Consider the following 21,325-nt stretch of genomic DNA (forward strand, 5'->3'; position numbering starts at 1 on the left):
AGGATATGCCCGGGGTCCGACGGCGCACGGTCTCGGGTGGGCGGGACCGCGCGCCGGGGTTCAGGCCGCCGCCGCGGCGCGGAACGTGCTGGGGCTCTGGCCCCGGTGGCGTTTGAAGGCGGCGCTGAAGCCGAAGGCGTCGGCATAGCCGACGGCCCTGGCGATCCGGGCGATGCTCAGGTCGGTGTCGATCAGCAGTGCCTCGGCGTCGGCCATCCGGCATTCGGTGAGGTAGGCGAGCGGCGGGCGGCCCATCAGCTCGGTGAAGCGTTTGGCGAACAGCGCCCGGGAGACGCCTGCCCGTCCCGCGAGCGAGGCCACCGTCCAGGGCTGGGCGGGCCGGCCGTGGAAGGCGTGCAGGGCGGGGCCGAGGACCGGATCGGCCAGGCCGCGGTACCAGCTGGGCGCGTCGGCGCCGGCCTGGTCGAACCAGTTGCGCAGCGTGCAGACCAGGGCCCAGTCGAGGAGCCGGTCCATCAGAGCCTGGGAACCGGCCGAGAGCCGGGCGGCGTCGGCCGCGGCCGTCTCCAGCCAGGCACAGACCTCGACGTCCTCGTTGACCACCAGGACGGACGGCAGGGTGCGCAGGAGGCGTTCGTGGCGGTGGCCCGAGGCGCGGTAGGCGCCCACGATCAGCGCCGTCGCCCCGTCCGGATCGGTGCCCCAGCGGATGCCGCCGAGGTCCTGCGCGGTGCACTCGGGGTCCGCGGTGAAGCACGCGATCTCGTACTCGGTGTGCGGGCGGTCGACCGTGGCGGGCAGGTCGGCGAGGAGGAACGGCGCGGGACCGCGCACGAGGGCGGTGTCGCCCACGCCGACCGCCCGTGGGGTGCCGTCGGGCAGCAGCAGGGTGCCGCCGCCGCGCAGCACGCTGACCATGGTGAGCGGCGCCCCGTCGGTGAAGCGGATGGTCCAGGGCGCCGTCAGGACGGCGTGGCTGACGACCGAGCCCTCGGCCCGGATGCCGCTCAGCAGTGAACTCAGGGGATCCACGCCGGTCATCGTAGACGATCTCCTATGTCTCGGAGGGTTTCTCCCATGGATCATCCATGCGGCCGCGACTGTACTGGACGCGTCGCACTGACCGAGACCAGCCGGGAGACCCCGTGACGCACCGCAGCAGCAGCAACGACAGGACCGCCCTCGTGGTCGTCGCGCACCACCGCGCCGACTCCCTCACCGCGCACACCGCCCGCCGTACCGCCGACCGGCTCGAGGCCGCCGGATACCGCGTCGACCTGCTCGACCTGCACGCCGAGGGTTTCGACCCGCGGATGACCACGGCGGACCAGCCGGACTGGGGGGACCGGGAGAAGGCGTACTCGGACGAGGCGCGGGCGCACATGCGGCGGGTGCTCGACGCCGACGTGGTCGTCGCCGTCTTCCCGGTGTACTGGCAGAGCGTGCCCGCTCTCCTCAAGGGATGGATCGACCGCGTGTGGAACTACGGCTTCGCCTACGGCCGCAGCAAGCCGCGCCTGGCGGGCAAGCGCATGCTCTGGCTGGGCCTGGCCGGTGCCACCGCCGACGATCCGATCACCGAGGCGATGCACGCCCTCCTGGAGACCAGCCTCAGCGAGGGCATCGCCTCCTACTGCGGCTTCTCCCACTCGGCCGTCGGTCTGCTCACCGACGCCGAGGAGCGCCCGCAGCGCGTCGACGCCGAGGGCGGTCTGCTGGTCGGCGACGCGGTCGCGGGCGCCGAACGGGAGGCGCAGTACGCCGACTTCGACCGTCGTGCGCGGGAGGCGGTGGAGAAGTTCCTCGCCGCGGAGGGGGTGGCGGCCTGACGGCGGGAGAACCGCGCGGCGCGACGGGCGCGACCGGCGCGGGCGGCGCGGGCGTCACAGGTCGAGCTGGTACTCCAGGGCCCGGTGCGTGGGGGCGTAGCCGAGCGCGTCGTTGATGCGGCGCATGTGCGTGTTGCTGTCGGCCGTGTCGGTGACCAGACCGGCGAGATCGGGGTGCTGGGCGCGGGCGAGGCGGATCGACTCGGCCTTCATCCAGCGGCCGAGACCGTGGCCGCGGTGCTCGGGCAGCACACCGGTGCCGTAGTGCAGCCCGTCGCCCTTGCCGTCGCCGGGCACGACGAACTCCGAGAAGCCGGCGACCGAGCCGTCCGACTCGTCGACGACGGCCACCGTGGTGAGCTGCTCCCCGCGGTCGGCGACGGCCCGGGCGGCCGCCAGGACCCGCTCGACGTCCCAGACCACGACGCCGTAGTCGGTGTCGTCCATCGGCATGTCGTCCATCGCGCGGCGCGAGTCGGCGAAGGTCCCGGCCAGGTCGTCCGGGACGGTGCCGCGCCAGGACACCAACCGGTAGCCGGGGTGCGGCCGCTCGACGATCGCGTCGGTCTCCCCGGCCCGGCCGCCGCCCGTGCCGCCCAGGTCGAGCCGGGCGTACGTCAGGGCCAGCACCTTGCGGAAGCCGCTCGCGGCGAGGAAGTGGTCGCCGGGCGTGTCCGCGTCGGCCTGCGCGACGACCGACCGTCGGCCGGCCTCCCGTGCGGCGGCGACCGCCGCGTCGAGGAGCCGCGACCCGACGCCTCTGCGCCGCTCCGCCGCGTGCACGTTCAGCGTCAGCTCCGCCAGGTGGTCCTGCCCTTCCCGGGTGAACACCCGAAGGAACGCGTACCCGAGCGGACCGCCGCCGTCCCCGCAGGCCAGCCAGGCCAGGCGCTGGGCGGACGGGGTGCGGGCGGGATCGGTGAGAGCGGTGACGTGCAGGGACAAGGTGACTCCGGTCGGTCGGCGACGGCTGCTCCGACCGACAGTCGACCATGCGAAGGGCCGCCGGGGCACCGGATTTCCCGGGCGGCGGCCGACGCCCCCTGGGGCTCAGGCCTCGCCCGACAGCAGGGCCACCACCTGCCGGGCCGTGGCCGCGTCGCGGGCGGCGGTGAACGGCAGTTCGTTGCCCCCCGTGATGCGGAAGGGCTCGCCCGTGCGGGTCAGGTGGGTGCCGCCCGCCTCCTCGACCAGGAGAAGACCGGCCGCGTGGTCCCACGCCGCTTCCCAGGAGAAGGCGGTGGCGTCGGACTCGCCGCGGGCGACGGCCAGGTACTCCAGGCCTGCCGAGCCGCAGGGGCGGGGGGCCACGCCCGGGGTGCGCAGGGCGAGCAGGTCGCGCTTCTGCTCGTCCGTCGTGTAGTCCGGGTGGGAGGTGGCCACCCGCAGGTCCCGGCCGGGCTCGGGCGGCCCCGCGTACAGCCGCTCGCCGTCCAGGAAGGCGCCCCCTCCGCGTGCGGCCGTGGCGAGCCGGTCACCGGCCGGGGCGTAGGTCCAGGAGGCGTGCACGACGCCGCGGTGGGCGAGCGCCACCAGCGTGCAGAAGCCCTCCTCGCCGCGCACGAACTGCCGGGTCCCGTCGACCGGGTCGACGATCCACACCGGGGCCTCGCCGCGTATCGCCCCGTACGAAGCCGGGTTCGCGTGCACCGCCTCCTCGCCGACCACCACCGAGCCGGGCAGCAGGTGGGGCAGGACCTCCGTGAGATACAGCTCCGCCTTGCGGTCGGCGTCCGTCACCAGGTCGTGCGGGCCCGCCTTCTGGTCGACCTCGTGTGCCGCGAGCCGGCGCCAGCGCGGCATGATCTCCTGCGCGGCCGCCTTGCGGACGGCCTCCTCCACGTCACCGGTGTGCCGGGCGAGAAACTCGTCGATGGTTTCGTTGTCCTCGATCATGACTCCATGAGAGCACGCGCCACTGACAATCCCCGCCCGGGTGGTGTACTCCGGGTGGAATCGGTACGAACATCAGGTGTACGCGCGTGCCTGCCGGTCAGCGGCCCACCGCGTACCCCTGCATGCCGCGCGGGTTCGCCGCCGCCGACAGCACGCCCGTCTCCGGGTCCCGGGCGACGGCGCACAGCCGGCCCTCCGACCACGCCTCCCCCACCGTCACGTCGTGCCCGCGGCGCCGCAGCTCCTCGACGACCTCCGGCGGCATGCGGGACTCCACGGTGACCGAGCCCGCCCGCATGCCGCGCGGGAAGAAGGAACCGGGGAAGCTGTCGTTGTGCCAGTTCGGGGCGTCGATCGCGCCCTGGAGGTCGAGTCCGCCCCGCACCCGCGCGCGCAGCGCGACCGCCAGGAAGAAGTGTGCCTGCCACTGGTCCTGCTGGTCGCCGCCGGGGGTGCCGAAGGCCATGACCGGCACTCCGTCGCGCAGGGCGATGGAGGGCGTGAGCGTGGTGCGCGGGCGACGGCCCGGTGTGAGCGAGTTGGGCAGGCCCTCCTCCAGCCAGGTCATCTGGAGCCGGGTGCCGAGCGGGAAGCCCAGTTCGGGCACGACGGGGTTGGACTGGAGCCAGCCGCCGCTGGGCGTGGCCGAGACCATGTTGCCCCAGCGGTCCACGATGTCGAGGTGGCAGGTGTCGCCGCGGGTGCCCCCGTCGGCCGCGACGTCCGGCTCCCCCGGCACCGGGGACGCCGGGCCCTTGGCGACCGTCGGTTCACCGACCCCGAGGGCGTCGAGGCCCTCCCCCTCCACGGCGGCGACGAGCGCGTGGGCGGCGAGCCGCGGGACGCGCCCGCCCGGGGCGCCGGGGCGCAGTTCGAAGGAGGCCTTGTCGCCGACGAGCCGCCGCCGCTCCGCGTTGTACTCCGGCGACAGCAGCTCCTCGAGCGGTACGCGGTCCGCGCCGTCGGCGTCTCCGTACCAGGCCTCCCGGTCGGCCATGGCGAGCTTGCAGCCCTCGACCAGCAGGTGGACGTAGTCGGCGGAGGCGTAGGCGGGCAGTTCGGGCGGGAGCAGCGCCAACTGCTGGAGCAGGACTGGTCCCTGGCTCCACGGTCCGGCCTTGCACAGGGTCCAGCCGTTCCAGTCGTACGTCGCCGGGGCCTCGTAGTGCGCCGACCACCCGGCGAGGTCGGCGGCGGTGAGGGTGCCCGTGTGGCGTTCGCCGCTGGTGTCCAGGGTGGGCCGCCCGGCCTGCCGTACGAGGGCCTCGGCGACGAACCCCGAGCGCCAGATCTCCCGCGCGGCGTCGATCTCCGCCTCCCTGTTCCCCTTGCGGACTCCGTTCCGGTCCGCCGCGCCGGTGGCCTCCGCGAGCAGCCGCTTCCAGGTGGCGGCCAGGGCCGGGTTGCGCAGCAGCTCGCCGGGGCGGGGCGGACGGCCGTCCGGCAGGTAGACCTCGGCGGAGGAGGTCCACTCCGTCTCGAACAGCTCCCGGACGGTCTCGACGGTCTCGGCGACGCGCTCCACGGGAGCGTGCCCGTGCTCGGCGTAGCCGACGGCGTACTTCAGCACGTCGGCCAGCGACTTGGTGCCGTGGTCGCGCAGCAGGAGCAGCCAGGCGTCGAAGGCCCCGGGCACGGCGGCGGCGAGCGGTCCGGTGCCGGGGACGAGGTCGAGTCCGAGCCCCTTGTAGTGCGCCACGGTGGCCCCCGCCGGGGCCACACCCTGCCCGCACAGCACCCGCACCCCGCCCCCCGCCGGCGCGAGCAGGATCGGCACCTCCCCGGCGGGCCCGTTGAGGTGTGGTTCGACGACGTGCAGCACGAAGGCCCCGGCGACGGCCGCGTCGTAGGCGTTGCCCCCGTCCTCCAGCACCGCCATGGCCGACTGGGAGGCCAGCCAGTGGGTCGAGGACACCATGCCGAAGGTGCCACTCAGAGTGGGGCGAGTCGTGAATTGCATACCTGACCTCGGTGTTCGGGCACGTCGACGGGCCTGTGCTCCCGGTCGGCCGGTGCCGTACGCGGCGTGGATGCCTGCCATCCTCCCTGCCCGGCCCGAAGGCCCGGAAGAGGGCTCGGGCACTTCAGCAGGACCCGCCGGAACTTCACAGGCCGCTCACGCCGGCCGCGCCCTGTCCGCGAACACCCAGCGGTTGCCCGCCAGGGCGTCGTTCTCCTCGGGCAGCGGGCCCCGTCCGTGCCGGCGGGTGAAGTCGAAGGGCGTGTGGACCGACGCGGTCCAGCCCCGGTCCCTCAGACGAGCCGCGGAGTCGGGCCGCGGCTCCCGGCTGAACAGGTCGAGCAGGTCGATGCCGAGCTGCCGGCGCGTCGACACGTACAGCGGGCTGTCGCGGTACGCCATCAGGTCCTTCTCGAGCTTGACCTCGTACGCCAGGGCGCTGCCCGGGGCACTCAGCCGGTCGACCGTGTCGATGAGCGCGGTCTCGGCCGCGTGGGGCAGGTAGAACAGCAGTCCCTCGACCAGCCACGCGGTGGGGGCCGTGGCGTCGAAGCCCGTCGCCGTCAGCGCACCGGCCCAGTCGGCGCGCAGGTCGGTCCCGATCGGCACCCGCCGCGCCCCGGGTTCGGCCGACAGGGTGTCGAGGACCCGGTGCTTGAACGCGAGGACTCCGTCCCTGTCGATCTCGAAGATCACGCAGTCGGAGGGCCAGTCGAGGCGGAAGGCCCGCGCGTCCAGCCCGGCTCCCAGCAGCACCACCTGGCGGATGCCGGCGGACCGGACCGAGCGGAGCAGGAAGTCGTCGAGAACCCGGGTACGCAGACCGAAGTAGCGGGCGAAGCGTCCCCAGAGCGGGCTCGTGTCCCCGCCCGGGGCCCGGTCCAGGCGGACCGGCCAGTGGGCCGACGCCCGAGCGCCCAGCACGAAGTGCTCCGCGTAGATGTCCTGGGCGAGGGCGTCGGGGCGGTGGGTCTCGATCGCCCGCGCCGCGGCGACCAGGAGGGCGGTCAGCCCCACTCCTCCCTCCACGCCGTCCGTACGAGTGCCGAGCGGTGCCGTGTCGGCCATGCTTTCTCCCCTGGTGGGTCGGTGTGGGACCGGCGTTCGCCGGAGCCGGCGGCCGGGGCGGGCCGCGGCGGGCGGCGTGTTCAGGGCCGGCGGCCGTCCGGGATCAGGACGGGTTTGACGACGCGGCCGGTCTCGCAGTCGTGTTCGGCCTCGTTGATGTCGGCGAGCGGATAGGTGCGGATCAGCTGGTCGAAGGGAAACCGCCCGGCCTGCCAGAGCGCGGTGAGGCGCGGGATCAGCAGTCCGGGGACGGCGTCGCCCTCACAGATGTGGAAGATCGCGCGCCCGCGGTCCAGCGTCCCCGCCTCGATCGGCAGGGTGCCGTGGAGCCGTGCCACGAGGCCGAGACGGCCGGTCGGACGCAGCGACCGGAGCGCCTCGTTGATCAGCCCGGCGGACCCCGTGGTGTCCAGCGCGTACGTCGTTCCCCCGCCGGTCAGCCGCAGAATGCGGTCGGACAGGCCGGTCGGCGTGGCGGGGACCGCCACGGCGTGGAGCCGCTCGGCCAGGGCCAGCCGCCCGGGATGCCGGTCCACTGCCACGGTCGCCGCGCCGGCGGCGTGTGCCGCCATCACGGCGGCCAGGCCCACCGCGCCCGCGCCGAAGACGGCGAGGGTGTCGCCCGGGCCGACGCCGAAGGAGTTGAGGACCGCACCGGCGCCGGTGAGGAAGCCGCAGCCGAGCGGTCCGAGCAGTTCCAGGGGCAGTGCGGGATCGACCCGGACGGCGTTGCGGGCCGGGACCAGCGCGTACTCGGCGAACGAGGACTGACCGAACCAGCGGGGCGCCAGGGCGGTCCCGGTCGTGTCGGTGAAGCGTGCGGCATGCTCCCGGCGCCCGCCGAACAGGTTCAGTGCGGCGAAGGAGTCGCAGTGGGCGGGGGCCGCGCCCATGCAGTTCCGGCAGTGCCCGCAGGAGTCGAAGCTCAGCACCACGTGGTCGCCCGCGTTCAGGCCGGTGCCCGTGCCGCCCGTCTCCACGACGACTCCGGAGCCCTCGTGGCCGAGGACCGCCGGCAGGGGGGAGCGGCCGCCCGACCGCCGCACCGCGAGGTCGGTCCGGCACATTCCGCACCCGGCGATCCGGACCAGGATCTCCCCCTCGGCCGGCCCCTCCGCCAGCACCACCTCCTCGACGGTGAACGGGTTCTCGTACGCGCGCAGTACCGCCGCGCCGAACTTCATTCAGGCCTCCTCCGGGCGGTGCACGACGAACGGTCTGAGGTTTCCGTACAGCCCCCACGGCCCGCCCGCGACGCCGACACCGCTGTCCTTGGCACCCGCGAAGGGCTGGGCGAGGGAGAGTTCGGCATGGTGGTTGATCCAGGCCGTTCCGCACTCCAGGCGGTCGGCGACGGCCGCGGCCCGGTCGAGGTCGGTGCTCCACACCGAGCCGCCCAGTCCGAAGCCGGTGTCGTTGGCCGCCCGGACGGCTTCGTCGAGGCTGTCGTACGGCAGGACCGGCAGGACCGGGCCGAACTGTTCCTCGGTCACCACCGGGCTGTCGGCCGGCACGTCGGCCAGGATCGTCGGGGCGAAGAAGTACCCCGGCCGGTCCAGGCGGTGTCCACCGGCCGCGGCCCGGCCGCCGTCCGCCAGGGCCCGGGCCGTGCGCCGCTCGACGTGGGCGAGTTGCGGGGCGTTGCTGACGGGCCCGATGCGGGACGCCGGATCGAGCCCCGGTCCGACCACGGTCGTACTCGCCCGGTGGGCGAGGGCCTCCACCACCCGGTCGTGGAGCCGGGCGGGGGCGTAGACCCGCTTGACCGCCATGCAGACCTGGCCGCAGTTGCGGAACGCCGCCCAGAACAGCCGGTCCGCGATCTCCTCCACGTCGACGTCGTCGAGCAGGATGGCGGCGTCGTTGCCTCCCAGTTCCAGGGTGACTCGCGCGAGGGAGGCCGCCGCGCCCGCGGCGACGGCCCGGCCCGTGGCCGCCGACCCGGTGAAGGTCACATGGCGGATCCCGGGGTGCGAGGCGAGACGGGCGCCGAGCGGCTCCCTTCCGGTGACGACCGTCAGTACGCCCTCGGGCAGGGAACCGGCGAGGACGGCCCCCAGCATCCGGGTGGCGAGGGGCGTGGACGGTGAGGGCTTGAGCACCATCGTGTTGCCCGCGGCCAGCGCCGGCGCGAACTTCGCCGATGCCAGTTGCAGGGGGAAGTTCCACGGCACGATCGCGGCGACGGCCCCGATCGACCGCCACCTCAGCCGGCTGTGCACGGGGCGGTCGTCCGTGATCGGCTGCGCCCCGATGTCCAACTCGGCGAAGTAGCGCAGCCGGGCGGCCGTACGGGCCACCTCGGCATGCGACTCGGTCAGCGGCTTGCCCTGTTCACGGGTGAGGAGCGGGGCGAGAGCGGTGGCGGCCGCCTCGACGGCATCCGCCGCGGCGAGCAGTGCCGTCCTGCGTGCGGCCGGGTCGGCCCGCCAGCCGGGCCAGGCCGCTCGGGCCCGGTCGACGACCGGGTCCAGTTCCTCCGGCCGCCGGTCGGGAGCCTCGTCGAAGGCCTCGCCGGTCGACGGATCGACGACGGCGAAGTACCCGCCGCGGTCAGTGGTGTGCGGGGGACGTCCGGTCGCCGGAGCCATGGTCAGCTCTGCGCGGCAGCGGCCGCGTGTTCCCGGACGTGCCGGTCCATCTCCGCCCGGAAGGCCGCCACCAGGTGCGGCCGGATCCGGCCCGTTGTGCGGTCCCCTCCCTCGCAGACCGCTCCGCGCACCCCGACGATGTCCGTCTGGATACGGGCCAGTTCGCCGAGGTCGCCGGACCTGACACTGCCCGCCAGCGCGGCGAGGAGACCGCAGTCGTGGGCGCGCCGTACGAACTCGGCGCACACGTCGGGCGGAACATGGTCGAACAGCCGTGTCCCGTCCTTGATCGCGGTGTCGAGCATGGCGGCGTCGGAACCCGAACGGCGCGCGATGTCGGGCAGCGAGAGCGGGTTGACGCAGCCGATGCGGTGGGCGTCGGCGTAGCCCGACGCGACGACGAACGCGTCCGCCCTGTGGTCCTTCACCGCCCGGACCACCCCGCGCATGACCTCGACGGCCTGTTCGGGTGTCGCGCACCCGTAGAGGCCGACCTTGATGTAGGTGGCCCCGGACACGGCCGCGCCGAGCGCCGCCTGGGCCACCGTGCCGGGCTTGTACGGCACGTCCCCCACGGTGGCGGAGACCGGCTTGTCCGCCGGGACGGCCGCGCGGATCTCTCTGATGACCCAGGGGTAGTTGGCACCGAGCGAGCCCTCGTCGGGCTTCTTGACGTCGACGATGTCCAGGTGCTCGGCCGCCTTCGCGCAGTCGAGGGCCTCGTCGACACCGTCCGGAGAGATGAGCAGCAACAAGGTTGAGTCCTTCCCCCGCACACCCACCTGCCCCGAGAGCGGATGTAGGGATTCGTCCGGCTCACATGCGGTGCGCACATCCTTCCCCCCGGGCGTCACGTCCGGGCAGGGCGCGCGCGGTGCCACGTGGATCGCGGTCACGAGGTGCCCGCGCCCGGCGCAACGCGCCGTCCGCGCCGGGCCGCCCGCGCGTGCGCGGGGGCGCCGTTCCGTCTAGCATCCACGCATGGTTCCGTTCCGGGGATGGGCCCCGGACGAGGGTGGTTTCCAGAGGTTGGGGGTCCGCATGGTCGCGGGTCGTGTGGTGCGTTTCGACGGTACGCGGGGCTACGGGTTCATCGCGCCGGAGGACGGGGGCGAGGACGTCTTCCTGCACGTGAACGACCTGCTCATTCCCGAGGAGTCGGTGCGTTCCGGACTGGTCGTGGAATTCGAGGTGGAGACCGGTGAGCGCGGGCTCAAGGCGTCGGGCATCCGGCTTCCCGAGGGAGAGCGGCAGCCGGTCGCGCGGCGCCACCAGGAGGCCGCGCCGCGTACCGCGATGTCCGACGAGAACGGGCATCCGATGTGCGATGTGCTGAGTCCCGAGGAGTACCGGCGTGATGTGACGGAACTCCTGCTGACCGCGAGTCCGCAGTTGACCGCGGAACAGATCCTCACCATCCGCGGCGCGCTGGTGAAGTTCAGCGAGGGTCACGGCTGGGTCGAGGACTGAGCGCCGGGCCGGGTTCCAGCTCCGGGGCCAGGAGTTCGGCGACCGTCTGGCGGCGGCGGATCAGGCGGGTCTCGGCGCCGTCGACCAGGACCTCGGGGATGAGCGGCCGGGAGTTGTAGGTGGACGACATGCTCGCGCCGTAGGCGCCGGTGTCGTGGAAGACGACCAGGTCGCCGACGTCGGTGCGGGGCAGCGGCACCGGTTCCACGTCCCCGCCCTCGACCTGGGTGAAGACGTCCCCCGACTCGCACAGCGGCCCGGCCAGGACGGTGTCGCGGGCGTCCGAGGCGCGGGGGGCGCCGTCGGCGTCGAGCACCGAGACGCGGTGGTTGCTGCCGTACATCGCGGGCCGCATCAGGTCGTTGAACCCGGCGTCGACCAGGACGAAGTAGTTGCTGCCCACGGGCTTCTGGGCCCGCACCTCGGCGGCCAGGACTCCGGCGCCGGCCACCAGGAAGCGTCCCGGTTCGATCTCCAGCCGCACCGGGTGGCCGAGTTCGGAGACCAACTCCCGGCGTGCGGCGTCCCAGAGTTCGAAGTAGCGGTCGGTGTCGATCTCCGGGTCGCCCGGCGTGTACGGGACGGAGAGGCCGCCGCCGGCGGAGATGGCGCGGATGTCCCGCCCGGCCATCCTGACCTGCTTGACCATGGTCTCGCAGACCGACTCCAGGTGACCGTAGTCCACCCCGGAGCCGATGTGCATGTGCAGGCCGACCAGGTCGAGCCCGTGCCGGTCGACCAGCGCGAGGCTCTCTTCGAGGTGCTCGTGCCAGATGCCGTGCTTGCTGTGCTCGCCGCCGGTGTTGGTCTTGCGGCTGTGGCCGTGCCCGAAGCCCGGGTTGATCCGGATCCACACCGGGTGACCGGGGGCGGCCCGGCCCACCTGGTCCAGCATCTGCGGGGAGCCCGCGTTGACGGGGATGCCCAGCTCGACCACCCGGCGCAGCGTGGAGCGGTTCAGCAGGTCGGCGGTGAAGACGATCGGCTCGTCGTCCCCGCCGACCCGGTAGCCGGCCGCGAGCGCCCGCTCGATCTCGCCCTCCGACACGGCGTCGACGTGGACGCCCTCCTCGCGCATCAGGCGCAGGATGTGCAGGTTGGAGCAGGCCTTCTGTGCGTAGCGGATGACGTCGAAGCGGCGCAGCCGGTCGATCTGGGCGCGGATCGTCGCGGCGTCGTACAGCCACAGCGGGGTGCCGTGCTCGGCTGCCGCGGCCGCCAGCCGGGGGCCGTCCAGGGCGCCGGGCAGGCGGGGCCGCTCTGCGGAGGAAGGGGCGGATGGGGAGGTCATGGTCAGTCCTTCTCGCCGATCATCAGGGCAATACCGAGATCTTCTTCCAAACGGCGCAGGATCTGCTCGGCCGTCCGAACCACGGACGGATGGTCCGGCCCGCGCAGCATGAAGCGGGCCACGATCTGTCCGGCGTTCACCGTCCGGCCGGGTCCGGTGCCGTAGCTGTCGAAGCCGACGACCTCCAGGACGCCGGGCAGGTCGGCGATCCGGTCCAGCGAGGCGCCGGGCGCGAGGGTTCCGCCGTCGCGGGCCATGACCTTGCGTCCGCCGACGCAGCCGTCGAGCGTGCCGGGCAGCGCCACCTCCGCGCCGGGTTCCAGGATCGCCAGCAGTCCGGAGAAGATGTCGGTGCCGGTGGCGTGCCGGTAGATGGTGGGCAGGGCGCCGCCCATCACCCGGGGGTTGACCTCGACCAGGACCGGCCCGCGCTCGGTGACCATGATCTCCAGGTGGAAGACGCCCAGGTCCAGCCCGATCGCCCGGCACACGTCGGCGGCGTAGGCGACGCAGGCCCCGGTCTGTTCCTCGGAGAGCGCCGCGGGGATGTAGGAGCCCAGCTCCACCACCTCGTCCTCGGCCCAGCGGAACCGTCCGGACACCGCGAAGGGGAAGAACTCCCCGTCCTTGGCGCCCAGTTCGACCGAGACCAGGGTGCCGACCAGGTACTCCTCGACGAGGATGCCGCGGGTGAACTGCTCGTGCCACTGCACGGGCACCGCGTCCAGTCCGGTCAGCACCCCGCGGCAGCCGGCGGCGGCCTCCTCTGGATTGGTGGCCACGTAGGAGAGCAGGCTGTCCGCGCCCGACGGCGGCTTGAGGATCACCGGGTAGCCGATCTCCTCGGCCGCGGCGAGCGCCGCCTCCTCGGTCTCGGCCAGCGCGTGGCGCGCGGAGGCGAGCCCGGCCTCGTCCAGGGCGGCCCGGCACCGGTCCTTGCGGCGGGCGGTGAGGACACCGTCGGTCGCCGTGCCGCGCAGGCCCAGTTCGCGGCAGGCGACGGCCACCGCCTCGGCGCTCAGCTCCAGCTGGGCGGTGACCACGTCGATGGGGTCGGCCGCGTGGCGGGCGGCGAGGACCCGGGTGACGGTCTCGGCGTCGGTGGTGACGAGGTTGTCGACCAGGTGGTCCACCGAGCCGACGATCCGCAGGTTCTTCTCGGTGGGCGGGTAGAAGGGGTCGGCGGACTGGAGGTAGGTCACCCGGTGACCGGCCTCCTTGGCGAGCCGGATGGCTTCGAGCGCGGCGGGGTTGGAGTCGACGAACGCGATGTGCATGGGTTCTGCCTAGGGGTCGCTGGACGAGGGAGGGGTGGGGTGGGGTGGTGCGGTGCGGTGCGGTGCGGTGCGGTCAGAGGGTGACGGGCAGGAGGCCGGCCAGGTCCGGCACGGTGCCCGGCGCCGCGGCCGTGTACCGGGCCTCGACGGCGGCGGCGAGGCCGGGCACCAGGGGCGCGGCGTGCTCGGCGGCGGCCCGCAGACCGGCGGCGGCGAGCCCGGGATCCTCCGGCGCCCTGGCGGCGAGCAGCGCCAACAGGTTCGCGGTGGTCTCGGCGGCCTGCCGCATCGAGAAGGTCTCCAGCGTGTAGGCCCGCCGCATCCGGTCGCGGTAGCGGTCCAGGAGCACCTCGGTCCGCGGCCCGGCCGTCACGGGCCGCCCGGTGTGCGGGGCCAGGGCCGCCGCGATGCTCTGGAGCGGCTGGTGCAGCCGGGTGCGTACGGTGTCCAGGAAGTCCGCCTCGGTGAAGTTGGCGGGCTGGTGCTCCGGGTTGTCGAGCGCGAGGTGGAAACGCACGTTGTCCGCGCCGTACTTGCCCACCAGGTCGCGGGCCCACACGAGGTGGCGGCGGCTGGTGGAGAACTTGGCCCCGTCCAGGTGGTAGAACTCGTTGGTCACGATCGCGGCCGACTCGGTCAGTCCGCCGTGCGCGAAGGTGAGCCCGAGGTGGGCGAAGGCGAAGTAGAACGTGTTGTCGTAGCCGAGGAACTGCACGAGTTCGAAGCCCGAGTCCGCAGCCCACACGCCGGGCGGGGTCGCGGGGGCGCGGCGGGCCCGCGCGGCCTCCGCCATGTGCCTGAGGCCCGGCAGCATCTCGGCCCAGACGTTGAAGACCTGGCCGTCGAAGCCGTCGATGCCGACCGGGATGCCCCAGTCGGCCGGGTAGCTGACCGGGAAGTCGGGCAGCGGCCGGGAGAGCATCTCGTCGACGAAGCGCAGCACGTGCGGGCGCATCGTGGCCCGCCGGGCGCGGTAGAACTCGGTGAACTGCTGCCGGTACTCCTCCAGCGGCAGGACCAGGATCTCCGTCTCGCGCGGCTGGGTGGTGGCGGCGGGCCCGGCGCCGGTGCTCGCGGGGAAGAGCAGGGAGTCGACGTCGTTGGGGTGGCCGCAGTTCTCGCAGATCGCCCCGCAGGTGCCGACCAGGCACTCGGGGCAGTACCCGGTGGCGAAGGCCTCCAGGAGGTAGCGGCCGGTCCGCCCGCAGTACGGGAAGGTCCAGGTGCGGGTCTTGAGCCGGCCCGCCCGGTGCAGGCCGGTGAAGAACTCCCGCACCTCGGCGCGGTAGGCGTCGTCGGGGCTGGTGAACGCGTCGATGTCGATGCCGGCGAGTTCCAGTGTGCCGACGATCTCGCGGTTGCAGCGGGCCGCCAGCTCCACCGGGTCCAGGCCCAGCCGCTCGGCCGTGGTGACCACGTACGTCTGGTGGTCGTCGCCGCCGGACGCGTACAGGACGGTGTGCCCCAGCATCCGCTGGGCGCGGCTGAAGACGTCGGCGCCCAGGTAGGGCCCGGAGAGGTGGCCGACGTGCAGGTCGCCGTTGGTGGTGGGGGGTGTGGCGGTGACCAGGAAGCGGCGCGGGGCCGGTGTCATCGGTCCTCCCCGTGGGGCTGCCCGGCGGCCGGGGCGGCGCCGAAGGGGCCGAGGGACCAGACCGACACCATCTCCAGTTCCTCGGTGTCCGAGGCGTTCTCGAAGTGGTGGCGCTGGTGGGCGCCGACCACCAGGGCGTCGCCCGCGGCGATCCGCGTCCGCTCCCCGTCGACCTCGGCGTGGCCGCTGCCGCGCACCACGTAGAAGTGCTCGTGGTCCTCGTGGGAGTGCGGGGTGGTGGCCGTGCCGGGCGCGACGGTGCACACCCCCATGCCGGTGTCCGAGGGTCCGCTGGACTCCCAGGGCAGGATGCGGCGGAACGCGCAGCCGTACTCCTCCTTGACGAGGGCGTCGGCCCGCCGCTGGATCCGGATGCCGCTCATGCGTGGACTCCTTCGAACAGGGGGGTGGCGAGGTCTTGGTGGCCGGCGGCCGGGGTGCCGAGGACGGCGTCGAGGATGTCTCCGGCGCGGTGGGCGAGCAGCGACAGCAGGGTGCTGGTCAGGCCGTGGGTGTGTTCGGCGGCGCCGTGCAGGAAGATCCGCGGCGCGAAGCTCTCGTCGGTGCGTACCGAGTAGTCGCGGTCGACGAGCAGTTCGCCGTCCCCGTCCCTGAGCAGGTACGGGTCGACGCCGGTCAGCAGGCCGCGCGCCTCGCGGAAGTCGTAGCCGGTGGCCAGCACGACCGCGTCGTGGCGCTCGCCGCGTTCCTCGCCGGTGAGCAGGTCGCGCAGGGTGGCGGTGACCAGGCCGTCCTCGGTGCGGGCACCGGTCAGTTCGGTGAACCGGCTCAGGTGCAGCCGCTGCCCGCCGTGCACCTGCTGGTCGTAGAGGAGTCCGGCGACGGCGGTGATGTCCTCGTCGTCGACGGCGGCGTAGTTGGTCGCCTTCAGCTCCGCGAGGATGCCGCGGCGGCGCTCGGGTCCGGCGCCGTGGAACAGGTCGACGGAGGCGGGGTCGAAGATGGCGTTGGCCAGGGCGCTGCTGTTGGCGGGCATCAGCGCGAACCCGCGGTGCGCCAGGGTGACGTCCGCCGCCGGGAACTCGCCGGCCAGGTACTGGAAGATCTCCGCTGCGCTCTGTCCGGCGCCCACTACCAGGAAGCGGTAGGGAAGTTCGCGGCCGCGGTCGTGGAAGGGCCGGATGCCGCCCAGGAAGGAGCTGCTGTGCAGGACGGTGCCGTCCCGAAGGGTGCCGGGCTCGACGCCGGGCGGGACGATCGGGGTGCCGCCGGGCGCCAGGGACACGTGGTCGGCGGAGACGGTGTGCCGGGTGCCGTCCGGGCCGCGGTGGTCCACCTCCAGGCGGGTGACCCGTCCGTCGGGACCGGTCACCGGGCGGATCGCCTCGGCGGTGTTGCCGTAGGTGACGTAGCCGGCGAGCCGGTCGGCCGCCCAGCGGAAGTAGTCGACGTACTCGCGCCGGGTCGGGTTGAGCGTGCCCAGGTTGAGGAAGGGTTCCAGCCGGCCCTTGGACACCAGGTAGTTGGCGAAGCTGTAGGGGCTGGTCGGGTCCCTGGGGGTCACCAGGTCCTTCAGGAAGGCGACCTGCATGCGGGCGCCGGGCAGCAGCATGCCGGGATGCCAGGAGAAGGCGTCCCTGGATTCCAGGAAGTGCAGGGACGTCCCGGCGGCGGCCGGTCCGGCCGAGGCGTGCAGCGCGCTCATGGACAGGTGCGAGGGCCCGTAGCCGACGCCGAGCAGCCGGTGGTGCGGGTGTCCCCCGCGCGGGGCAGTGGTCATGGTGTTCCTCTCCGCCGGGTCAGCCGGCCTGGACGGCGGGGCCGGTGCGGTCGTCGTCCAGCGGCCGGTAGTGGGCGTAGAACTTCTTGGTGGGCTCCAGGACCTCCCAGGTGCCGGTGAATCCGGCGGGGACGACGATGGTGTCGCCGGGGACGAAGGTGCGGGCGTTGCCGTCGTCGTCGGCGATGACCACCCGGCCGTGGAGCATGTGGTAGAACTCGTCCTCCTCGTACACCGCGCGGAACTTGCCCGGGGTGCTCTCCCAGATGCCCGAGGTGAAGGCCCCGTCGGGGCTGGTGAAGTGCAGGGTGTTGGTGATGGCCAGCTCGCCGGAGATCCAGCGGTCCGGGCCCTTGCGCACCTGGCGCACGTTCTCCGGCTCGGACTCGCCGAGGACCACGATGTCCTTGATCGTTCTGCTCGTCATGCCGATCCCTTCGCTGTACGGGTGTGAAAGAGTTCCGCGAGCCGCCGGGCGGCACCGCCGCGGACCACGGAGTAGTGCGTCTCGGGCAGGGGGGCGACCCGCGCGCCGGGCGGGACGAGACCGGCCGGGTGCCGGTGCAGCGGTGTCAGGCCCCCGAAGGCGTCCGGTCGTTCCCGCTCGGCCGGTACGACCAGGAGCGGGCAGTCCTGCGGCAGGGGCCGCGGGCGGTGGTCGAGCAGCAGCCGGTACAGGGCGCGGTACTGGTCGTAGAGGCCGCGCAGGGCGTCGGCCGGCTCCCGGGGCAGGTGGGTGGCGGCGAGGTGTCCGAAGGGGTCCGGGTGGCCGGCCGGTACGGCGATCTCCGCGACGTCGTCCCGCTGGCCGAGGTAGTCGGTGAAGAACCCGGCCGCGGCGGCCCGTTCGTCAAGGTCCGCGCCGTCGGTGGCGGCCACGAAGCTGTCGACCAGGGTCAGCGAGAGGGGTTGGACGAGGTCGGTGCGGCGGGCGGTCTCCGCCGCGAGGACGCCGCCCATCGACCAGCCGAGGAGGTGGACGGGCCGTCCCAGGGCCGCGACCTCCCGCGCGTACCGCGCCGCCAGTTCGGGCAGGGTCGCGGGGAGCCGGCCGCTGGGCGGGGCCTGCAGGCCGTACACCGCGTACGGGGCGGGCAGCGCGTCGATCAGGGCGCGGTAGCCGAGGAGGTGTCCGCCCACCGGGTGGACCAGGACCAGTACCGCCCCGTCGCCGGGTCGGACCGGCACGAGCAGGGTGTCGACGTGCCGGTCGAGCAGCGCGTCCTGCCGCGCGACGGTGCTGGCCTCGAAGAGGCTGGACAGCGGGAGCCGGACGCCGAACTCCTCCTCGATCCGCCGGACCAGCCGCACCGCCGAGACCGAGCTGCCGCCGCTGGCGAAGAAGTCGTCGTCGACCGACCGGACGGCCGTGCCGCACACCTCCTGCCACAGCCGGGCCAGCGCCGACTCCCGTTCGGTGCGCGGTGCGCGGCCGGACGCGGCGGCCCGGTCGGCGTCCCCGCCCCCGGCCCCCGCCGCGTGCTCCTCGGCCAGGGCGAGGAGGGCGCGGGCGTCGCGCTTGCCGTTGGCGGTCAGCGGGAGGGCGGCGACGGTGTGGAAGGCGCTGGGCACCGCGTACGAGGGCAGGGTGGTGCCCAGCCGGGCGCGCAGCGCCGCGGGACCCGGGACCGGCTCGCCGTCGGTGCCCGGACCGCCGCCCTCCTCCGCGACGAGGAAGGCGATCAGGCGGGCGGCGGCACCGGTACCGGTGACGACGCAGGCCGCGGCCCGGACGCCGGGCTGCGCCGCCAGCTGCTGCTCGACCTCCAGGAGGTCCACCCGGTAGCCGCGCACCTTGGCCTGGCTGTCGAGGCGGCCGAGGAACTCCAGGGTGCCGTCGGGCCGGTAGCGGGCGTGGTCGCCGGTGCGGTACAGCCGCTCGCCGGTGCGGGGGTGGGTAGGGAAGCGGGCCGCGGTCAGTGCGGGCTGCCCGTAGTACGCCGCGGCCAGGCCGTCACCGGCGATGAAGAGTTCGCCGGGCACCCAGTGGGGCACGTCCGCGAAGCCCGCGTCCGGGTCGAGGACGTGGTAGCGCTGGTTGGCGAGGGGCAGCCCGTACGGCACGGACTTCCAGGACGGGTCGATCCGGTCCACGACGTGGTAGTTGGACCAGATGGACGCCTCGGTGGCGCCGCCCAGGGCGACCACCTCGGCCTTGGGCGCGGCCCGCCGGACGCGGTCGGGCAGGCCGAGCGGGATCCAGTCGCCGCTGAGCAGGACCAGCCGCAGTCCGCCCAGGACGTCGGCGGCGCGTTCGTCGCCGAGGTGGTCGAGGAGCATGTCGAGGAGTGCCGGGACGGTGTTCCAGACGGTGGCGCCGCTGTGCCGCACCCAGTGTGCCCACAGGTCGGGGTCGGGGCGGGCGGCGCAGGGCGGCACGACGACGGTGGCGCCGGCGCACAGCGCGCCGAACAGGTCGAAGGCCGAGAGGTCGAAGTGCAGTTCGGACAGCGACAGCAGCCGGTCGTCCGGGCCGACGCCGAAGCGCTCCACCATGTCCTGGACGGTGTTGAGCAGCCCGCCGTGCGGGATCGCGACGCCCTTGGGGGTTCCGGTGGAGCCCGAGGTGAAGATGACGTACGCGAGGTCGTCGGGGGCGGGCACCGGCAGCGGCAGGGGCTCGCCGGGGTGCCCCGGGGCGTCGAGGGGGAGCACGTGGACGGGCCGTTCCAGCTCCGCGAGGAGCCGTGCCCCCTCGGCGTCGGCCAGCACCCTGCCGATGCCGTGCCGGGCGAGCAGCGCGTCGAGCCGGGCGGGCGGCCAGTCCACGCCGAGCGGTACGTAGGCGCCGCCGGCCGCGACGACCGAGAGCGCGGCGAGGTACTGGCCGGGGCTCTTGCGCGCCAGCACGCCGACGAGTTCGCCGGGTGCCGTCCCGGACGCGGTCAGCGCGGCGGCCGTGCGCCCCACCCGGTCGGCGGCCTCGCGGTAGGTGGTCCTCCCGTCCGCGCCGTGCAGGGCGACGCGGTCGGGGGTGCGCGCGGCGCCCTCGCGCAGCCCGTCCAGGACCCCGCCGCCGGGGAGGTCGCGCGCGGTGCGGTTGGCGGCGGTGCGCGCGGCCAGCAGGGCCCCGGGCAGCGGCGGCGGGTGCGGGGCGGTCCAGGGGGCGTCGGCCCCGGCCAGGCGGCGCAGCAGGTCGGCGTGGGCCGCCGCCAACTCGTCGACCATGCCTTCGGGAAAGGCCTCGGCCACGTGGTCGAAGGTGCAGACGAGTTCCCCGTCCTCCTCGGAGACCTGGTGGTCGAGGAGGACCTGCGGGGTGTGCATGGACTTGAAGACCAGCTCCCACCCCTCGGCGCGCAGGTGCGGGGGCAGCACGTCGGACGCCGCTTCGTCGAGTCCCGACGCGAAGACGAACGGGCTGCCCACCGCGGCCCCGGGGCTCTCCCGGCGGGCCCGGCGGGCCACCTCCACCCCGGACAGCCAGGTGTGCGGCAGGTCCGCCATCAGCCGTCGTTGCAGGGCTTCGGCGCGCTCGGCGAAGGTGGCGCCGGTGCCGTCGCACTCCAGCAGCAGCGTGCTGCCGAAGTTCCCCACGCACGCGGCCGGTGCCGGGTCGGTGCCGTTCGGGCCGGCCGCCAGCATGGCGCGGGTGGCGACGAGGACGGTGAGGGTGAAGGAGGGCCGGCCCGACCAGCGGCGCAGCACCTCGGCGTAGGCCGCGCACAGCACGGAGTTGGCCGACAGGCCGGCGCCGCGGGCCCGTTCGCGCAGTGCCGCCCACACGGGTGCGGGCAGCCGGTGGCGGACCCGGGCGAAGCGGGCCCGGGCCGGGCGGGACAGGGCCGGCGGGGTCGGCGGGCCGGGCAGCGCGGGTGTCCGGCGCTGCCAGTGCGCGACCGCGTTGCGGTGGGCCTGGCTGTCCCGGTGGGCGGCGAGGGCCTCGGTGTACCGGGCGAAGTATCCGGGCGCCACGGGCGGTTCGGCGAACGGCCGCCCCTCGTAGGCGTCGGCCAGGTCGCGGCAGAGCAGCCCGATGGAGCGGGCGTCCAGGACGAACAGCCGCAGGCAGAGCAGGACGAAGGCGGTGTCGCGGGCGGAGTAGACCGCGCAGCCCAGTTGGGGGCCGTCCGTCAGGCCGGGCAGCAGCGCGGCCGCCGTCTCCCGTTCCCGGTGGAAGGCCGCGCGGGCCTCGGCGGCGTCGAGGTGGCTCCAGTCGACCAGGGCGGGGCCCCAGCCGTCGTCGAGCGGGACGACCCGTTGGCGGCCGTCCGGGCCGACCGCGGCGCGGAGCATCTCGTGCCGGGCGAGGACCGTGCGCAGCGCGCCGTGCCAGCGTCCGGTGTCGAGGCCCGGGACCTCGAAGCCGTGCGCGATGTACGCCGGGGTGGCCAGTTCGGGGAAGTCCGACTCGCCGACCTGGTAGGCGCTCTGGAGGTCGGTCACCGGGAAGGGGTGCCCGGACGGTCGGGGCTCCGGGTCCGCGGCGGCGACCCGGGGTCCGGGCAGGCCGGAATGGGCGGTGATCGCCGCGAGGACCGGCTCCTTCGCGGCCGTGAGGCCGTCGAGGAGCTCCCGGGGGGCGTCCGGCGGGGCGTCGACGGACAGTCTGCCGCGGCGGGCGCGCACCGTGACGCCCCGCTCGGCCAGTTCGCGAAGGAGCGCGAGCGGGTCCCGCTCCCCCGCACCCCGTTGTGTCTCTTCCAC

General features: G+C 74.2%; 17 protein-coding genes. 2 read left to right on the plus strand and 15 right to left on the minus strand.

Annotation, left to right across the window (positions count from 1 at the left end; genetic code table 11):
- Window positions 1-60: 60 nt before the first annotated feature.
- Entirely contained in the window at window positions 61-993 is a 933-nt protein-coding gene (locus R2E43_RS06185) for an AraC family transcriptional regulator (protein WP_414820598.1), read from the minus strand.
- A 113-nt stretch (window positions 994-1,106) separates the two neighbouring features.
- Here R2E43_RS06185 and R2E43_RS06190 point away from each other — a divergent pair, with 113 nt between their 5' ends.
- Window positions 1,107-1,790, plus strand: coding sequence for an NAD(P)H oxidoreductase (locus R2E43_RS06190; RefSeq protein ID WP_332055980.1), 684 nt, complete (start codon window positions 1,107-1,109; stop codon window positions 1,788-1,790).
- 54 nt (window positions 1,791-1,844) lie between these two features.
- Here the strand turns inward: R2E43_RS06190 and R2E43_RS06195 are convergent, their stop codons facing one another.
- From R2E43_RS06195 to R2E43_RS06225, 7 genes are all read right to left on the minus strand, one after another.
- Entirely contained in the window at window positions 1,845-2,735 is an 891-nt protein-coding gene (locus tag R2E43_RS06195) for a GNAT family N-acetyltransferase (RefSeq protein ID WP_016327730.1), read from the minus strand.
- A gap of 105 nt (window positions 2,736-2,840) precedes the next feature.
- Window positions 2,841-3,686 (minus strand): inositol monophosphatase family protein, encoded by an 846-nt coding sequence (locus R2E43_RS06200; protein ID WP_332055981.1) that lies wholly within the window; start codon window positions 3,684-3,686, stop codon window positions 2,841-2,843.
- 97 nt (window positions 3,687-3,783) lie between these two features.
- A complete protein-coding gene (locus R2E43_RS06205) occupies window positions 3,784-5,646 on the minus strand; it encodes a gamma-glutamyltransferase family protein (protein ID WP_332055982.1) in 1,863 nt (620 codons plus the stop codon).
- A gap of 156 nt (window positions 5,647-5,802) precedes the next feature.
- Complete coding sequence (locus tag R2E43_RS06210) at window positions 5,803-6,714, minus strand: class I SAM-dependent methyltransferase (RefSeq protein ID WP_003972535.1); 912 nt, start codon at window positions 6,712-6,714, stop codon at window positions 5,803-5,805.
- 80 nt (window positions 6,715-6,794) lie between these two features.
- Window positions 6,795-7,898 carry an NAD(P)-dependent alcohol dehydrogenase gene (locus R2E43_RS06215; protein WP_003972536.1) on the minus strand — a complete coding sequence of 368 codons (1,104 nt, stop codon included), beginning with the start codon at window positions 7,896-7,898 and terminating at the stop codon, window positions 6,795-6,797.
- A complete protein-coding gene (locus tag R2E43_RS06220) occupies window positions 7,899-9,305 on the minus strand; it encodes an aldehyde dehydrogenase family protein (RefSeq protein WP_332055983.1) in 1,407 nt (468 codons plus the stop codon).
- 2 nt (window positions 9,306-9,307) lie between these two features.
- Entirely contained in the window at window positions 9,308-10,060 is a 753-nt protein-coding gene (locus R2E43_RS06225; RefSeq protein ID WP_003972538.1) for a (5-formylfuran-3-yl)methyl phosphate synthase, read from the minus strand.
- 286 nt (window positions 10,061-10,346) lie between these two features.
- Here R2E43_RS06225 and R2E43_RS06230 point away from each other — a divergent pair, with 286 nt between their 5' ends.
- Window positions 10,347-10,775 (plus strand): cold-shock protein, encoded by a 429-nt coding sequence (locus tag R2E43_RS06230; RefSeq protein WP_016327726.1) that lies wholly within the window; start codon window positions 10,347-10,349, stop codon window positions 10,773-10,775.
- On the opposite strand, the gene lysA is transcribed toward R2E43_RS06230, so the two are convergent.
- From lysA to R2E43_RS06265, 7 genes are all read right to left on the minus strand, one after another.
- On the minus strand, window positions 10,744-12,066 hold the full coding sequence (gene lysA / locus R2E43_RS06235; RefSeq protein ID WP_030863086.1) for a diaminopimelate decarboxylase: 1,323 nt from the start codon (window positions 12,064-12,066) through the stop codon (window positions 10,744-10,746). The genes R2E43_RS06230 and lysA overlap by 32 nt on opposite strands.
- A gap of 2 nt (window positions 12,067-12,068) precedes the next feature.
- On the minus strand, window positions 12,069-13,343 hold the full coding sequence (locus R2E43_RS06240; protein WP_332055984.1) for an ATP-grasp domain-containing protein: 1,275 nt from the start codon (window positions 13,341-13,343) through the stop codon (window positions 12,069-12,071).
- Between the two features lie 73 nt (window positions 13,344-13,416).
- Window positions 13,417-14,937, minus strand: a complete 1,521-nt coding sequence (locus R2E43_RS06245) for a class I tRNA ligase family protein (RefSeq protein WP_189283489.1) — start codon at window positions 14,935-14,937, stop codon at window positions 13,417-13,419.
- The gene (locus tag R2E43_RS06250; RefSeq protein ID WP_011030916.1) at window positions 14,934-15,320 is read right to left on the minus strand and encodes a cupin domain-containing protein; all 387 of its coding nucleotides are present in this window, start codon (window positions 15,318-15,320) and stop codon (window positions 14,934-14,936) included. The genes R2E43_RS06245 and R2E43_RS06250 overlap by 4 nt, the downstream gene beginning before the upstream one ends.
- The gene (locus R2E43_RS06255; RefSeq protein ID WP_332055985.1) at window positions 15,317-16,678 is read right to left on the minus strand and encodes a lysine N(6)-hydroxylase/L-ornithine N(5)-oxygenase family protein; all 1,362 of its coding nucleotides are present in this window, start codon (window positions 16,676-16,678) and stop codon (window positions 15,317-15,319) included. The genes R2E43_RS06250 and R2E43_RS06255 overlap by 4 nt, the downstream gene beginning before the upstream one ends.
- Window positions 16,679-16,697: 19 nt before the next feature.
- The gene (locus R2E43_RS06260) at window positions 16,698-17,105 is read right to left on the minus strand and encodes a cupin domain-containing protein (RefSeq protein ID WP_011030914.1); all 408 of its coding nucleotides are present in this window, start codon (window positions 17,103-17,105) and stop codon (window positions 16,698-16,700) included.
- On the minus strand, window positions 17,102-21,325 hold the full coding sequence (locus R2E43_RS06265) for a non-ribosomal peptide synthetase (protein WP_051957409.1): 4,224 nt from the start codon (window positions 21,323-21,325) through the stop codon (window positions 17,102-17,104). The genes R2E43_RS06260 and R2E43_RS06265 overlap by 4 nt, the downstream gene beginning before the upstream one ends.

Origin of the sequence: Streptomyces violaceoruber, assembly GCF_033406955.1 — a bacterium.
Classification (GTDB): Bacteria; Actinomycetota; Actinomycetes; order Streptomycetales; family Streptomycetaceae; genus Streptomyces; species Streptomyces violaceoruber.

Bases quoted from the DNA above. Each gene is read 5' to 3' on its own strand.
- R2E43_RS06245 (WP_189283489.1), bottom strand. From the start codon at position 14,937: ATGACACCGGCCCCGCGCCGCTTCCTGGTCACCGCCACACCCCCCACC.
- R2E43_RS06205 (WP_332055982.1), bottom strand. From the start codon at position 5,646: ATGCAATTCACGACTCGCCCCACTCTGAGTGGCACCTTCGGCATGGTG.
- R2E43_RS06240 (WP_332055984.1), bottom strand. From the start codon at position 13,343: ATGCACATCGCGTTCGTCGACTCCAACCCCGCCGCGCTCGAAGCCATC.
- R2E43_RS06255 (WP_332055985.1), bottom strand. From the start codon at position 16,678: ATGACCACTGCCCCGCGCGGGGGACACCCGCACCACCGGCTGCTCGGC.
- R2E43_RS06215 (WP_003972536.1), bottom strand. From the start codon at position 7,898: ATGAAGTTCGGCGCGGCGGTACTGCGCGCGTACGAGAACCCGTTCACC.
- lysA (WP_030863086.1), bottom strand. From the start codon at position 12,066: ATGACCTCCCCATCCGCCCCTTCCTCCGCAGAGCGGCCCCGCCTGCCC.
- R2E43_RS06260 (WP_011030914.1), bottom strand. From the start codon at position 17,105: ATGACGAGCAGAACGATCAAGGACATCGTGGTCCTCGGCGAGTCCGAG.
- R2E43_RS06210 (WP_003972535.1), bottom strand. From the start codon at position 6,714: ATGGCCGACACGGCACCGCTCGGCACTCGTACGGACGGCGTGGAGGGA.
- R2E43_RS06230 (WP_016327726.1), top strand. From the start codon at position 10,347: ATGGTCGCGGGTCGTGTGGTGCGTTTCGACGGTACGCGGGGCTACGGG.
- R2E43_RS06220 (WP_332055983.1), bottom strand. From the start codon at position 9,305: ATGGCTCCGGCGACCGGACGTCCCCCGCACACCACTGACCGCGGCGGG.
- R2E43_RS06200 (WP_332055981.1), bottom strand. From the start codon at position 3,686: ATGATCGAGGACAACGAAACCATCGACGAGTTTCTCGCCCGGCACACC.
- R2E43_RS06250 (WP_011030916.1), bottom strand. From the start codon at position 15,320: ATGAGCGGCATCCGGATCCAGCGGCGGGCCGACGCCCTCGTCAAGGAG.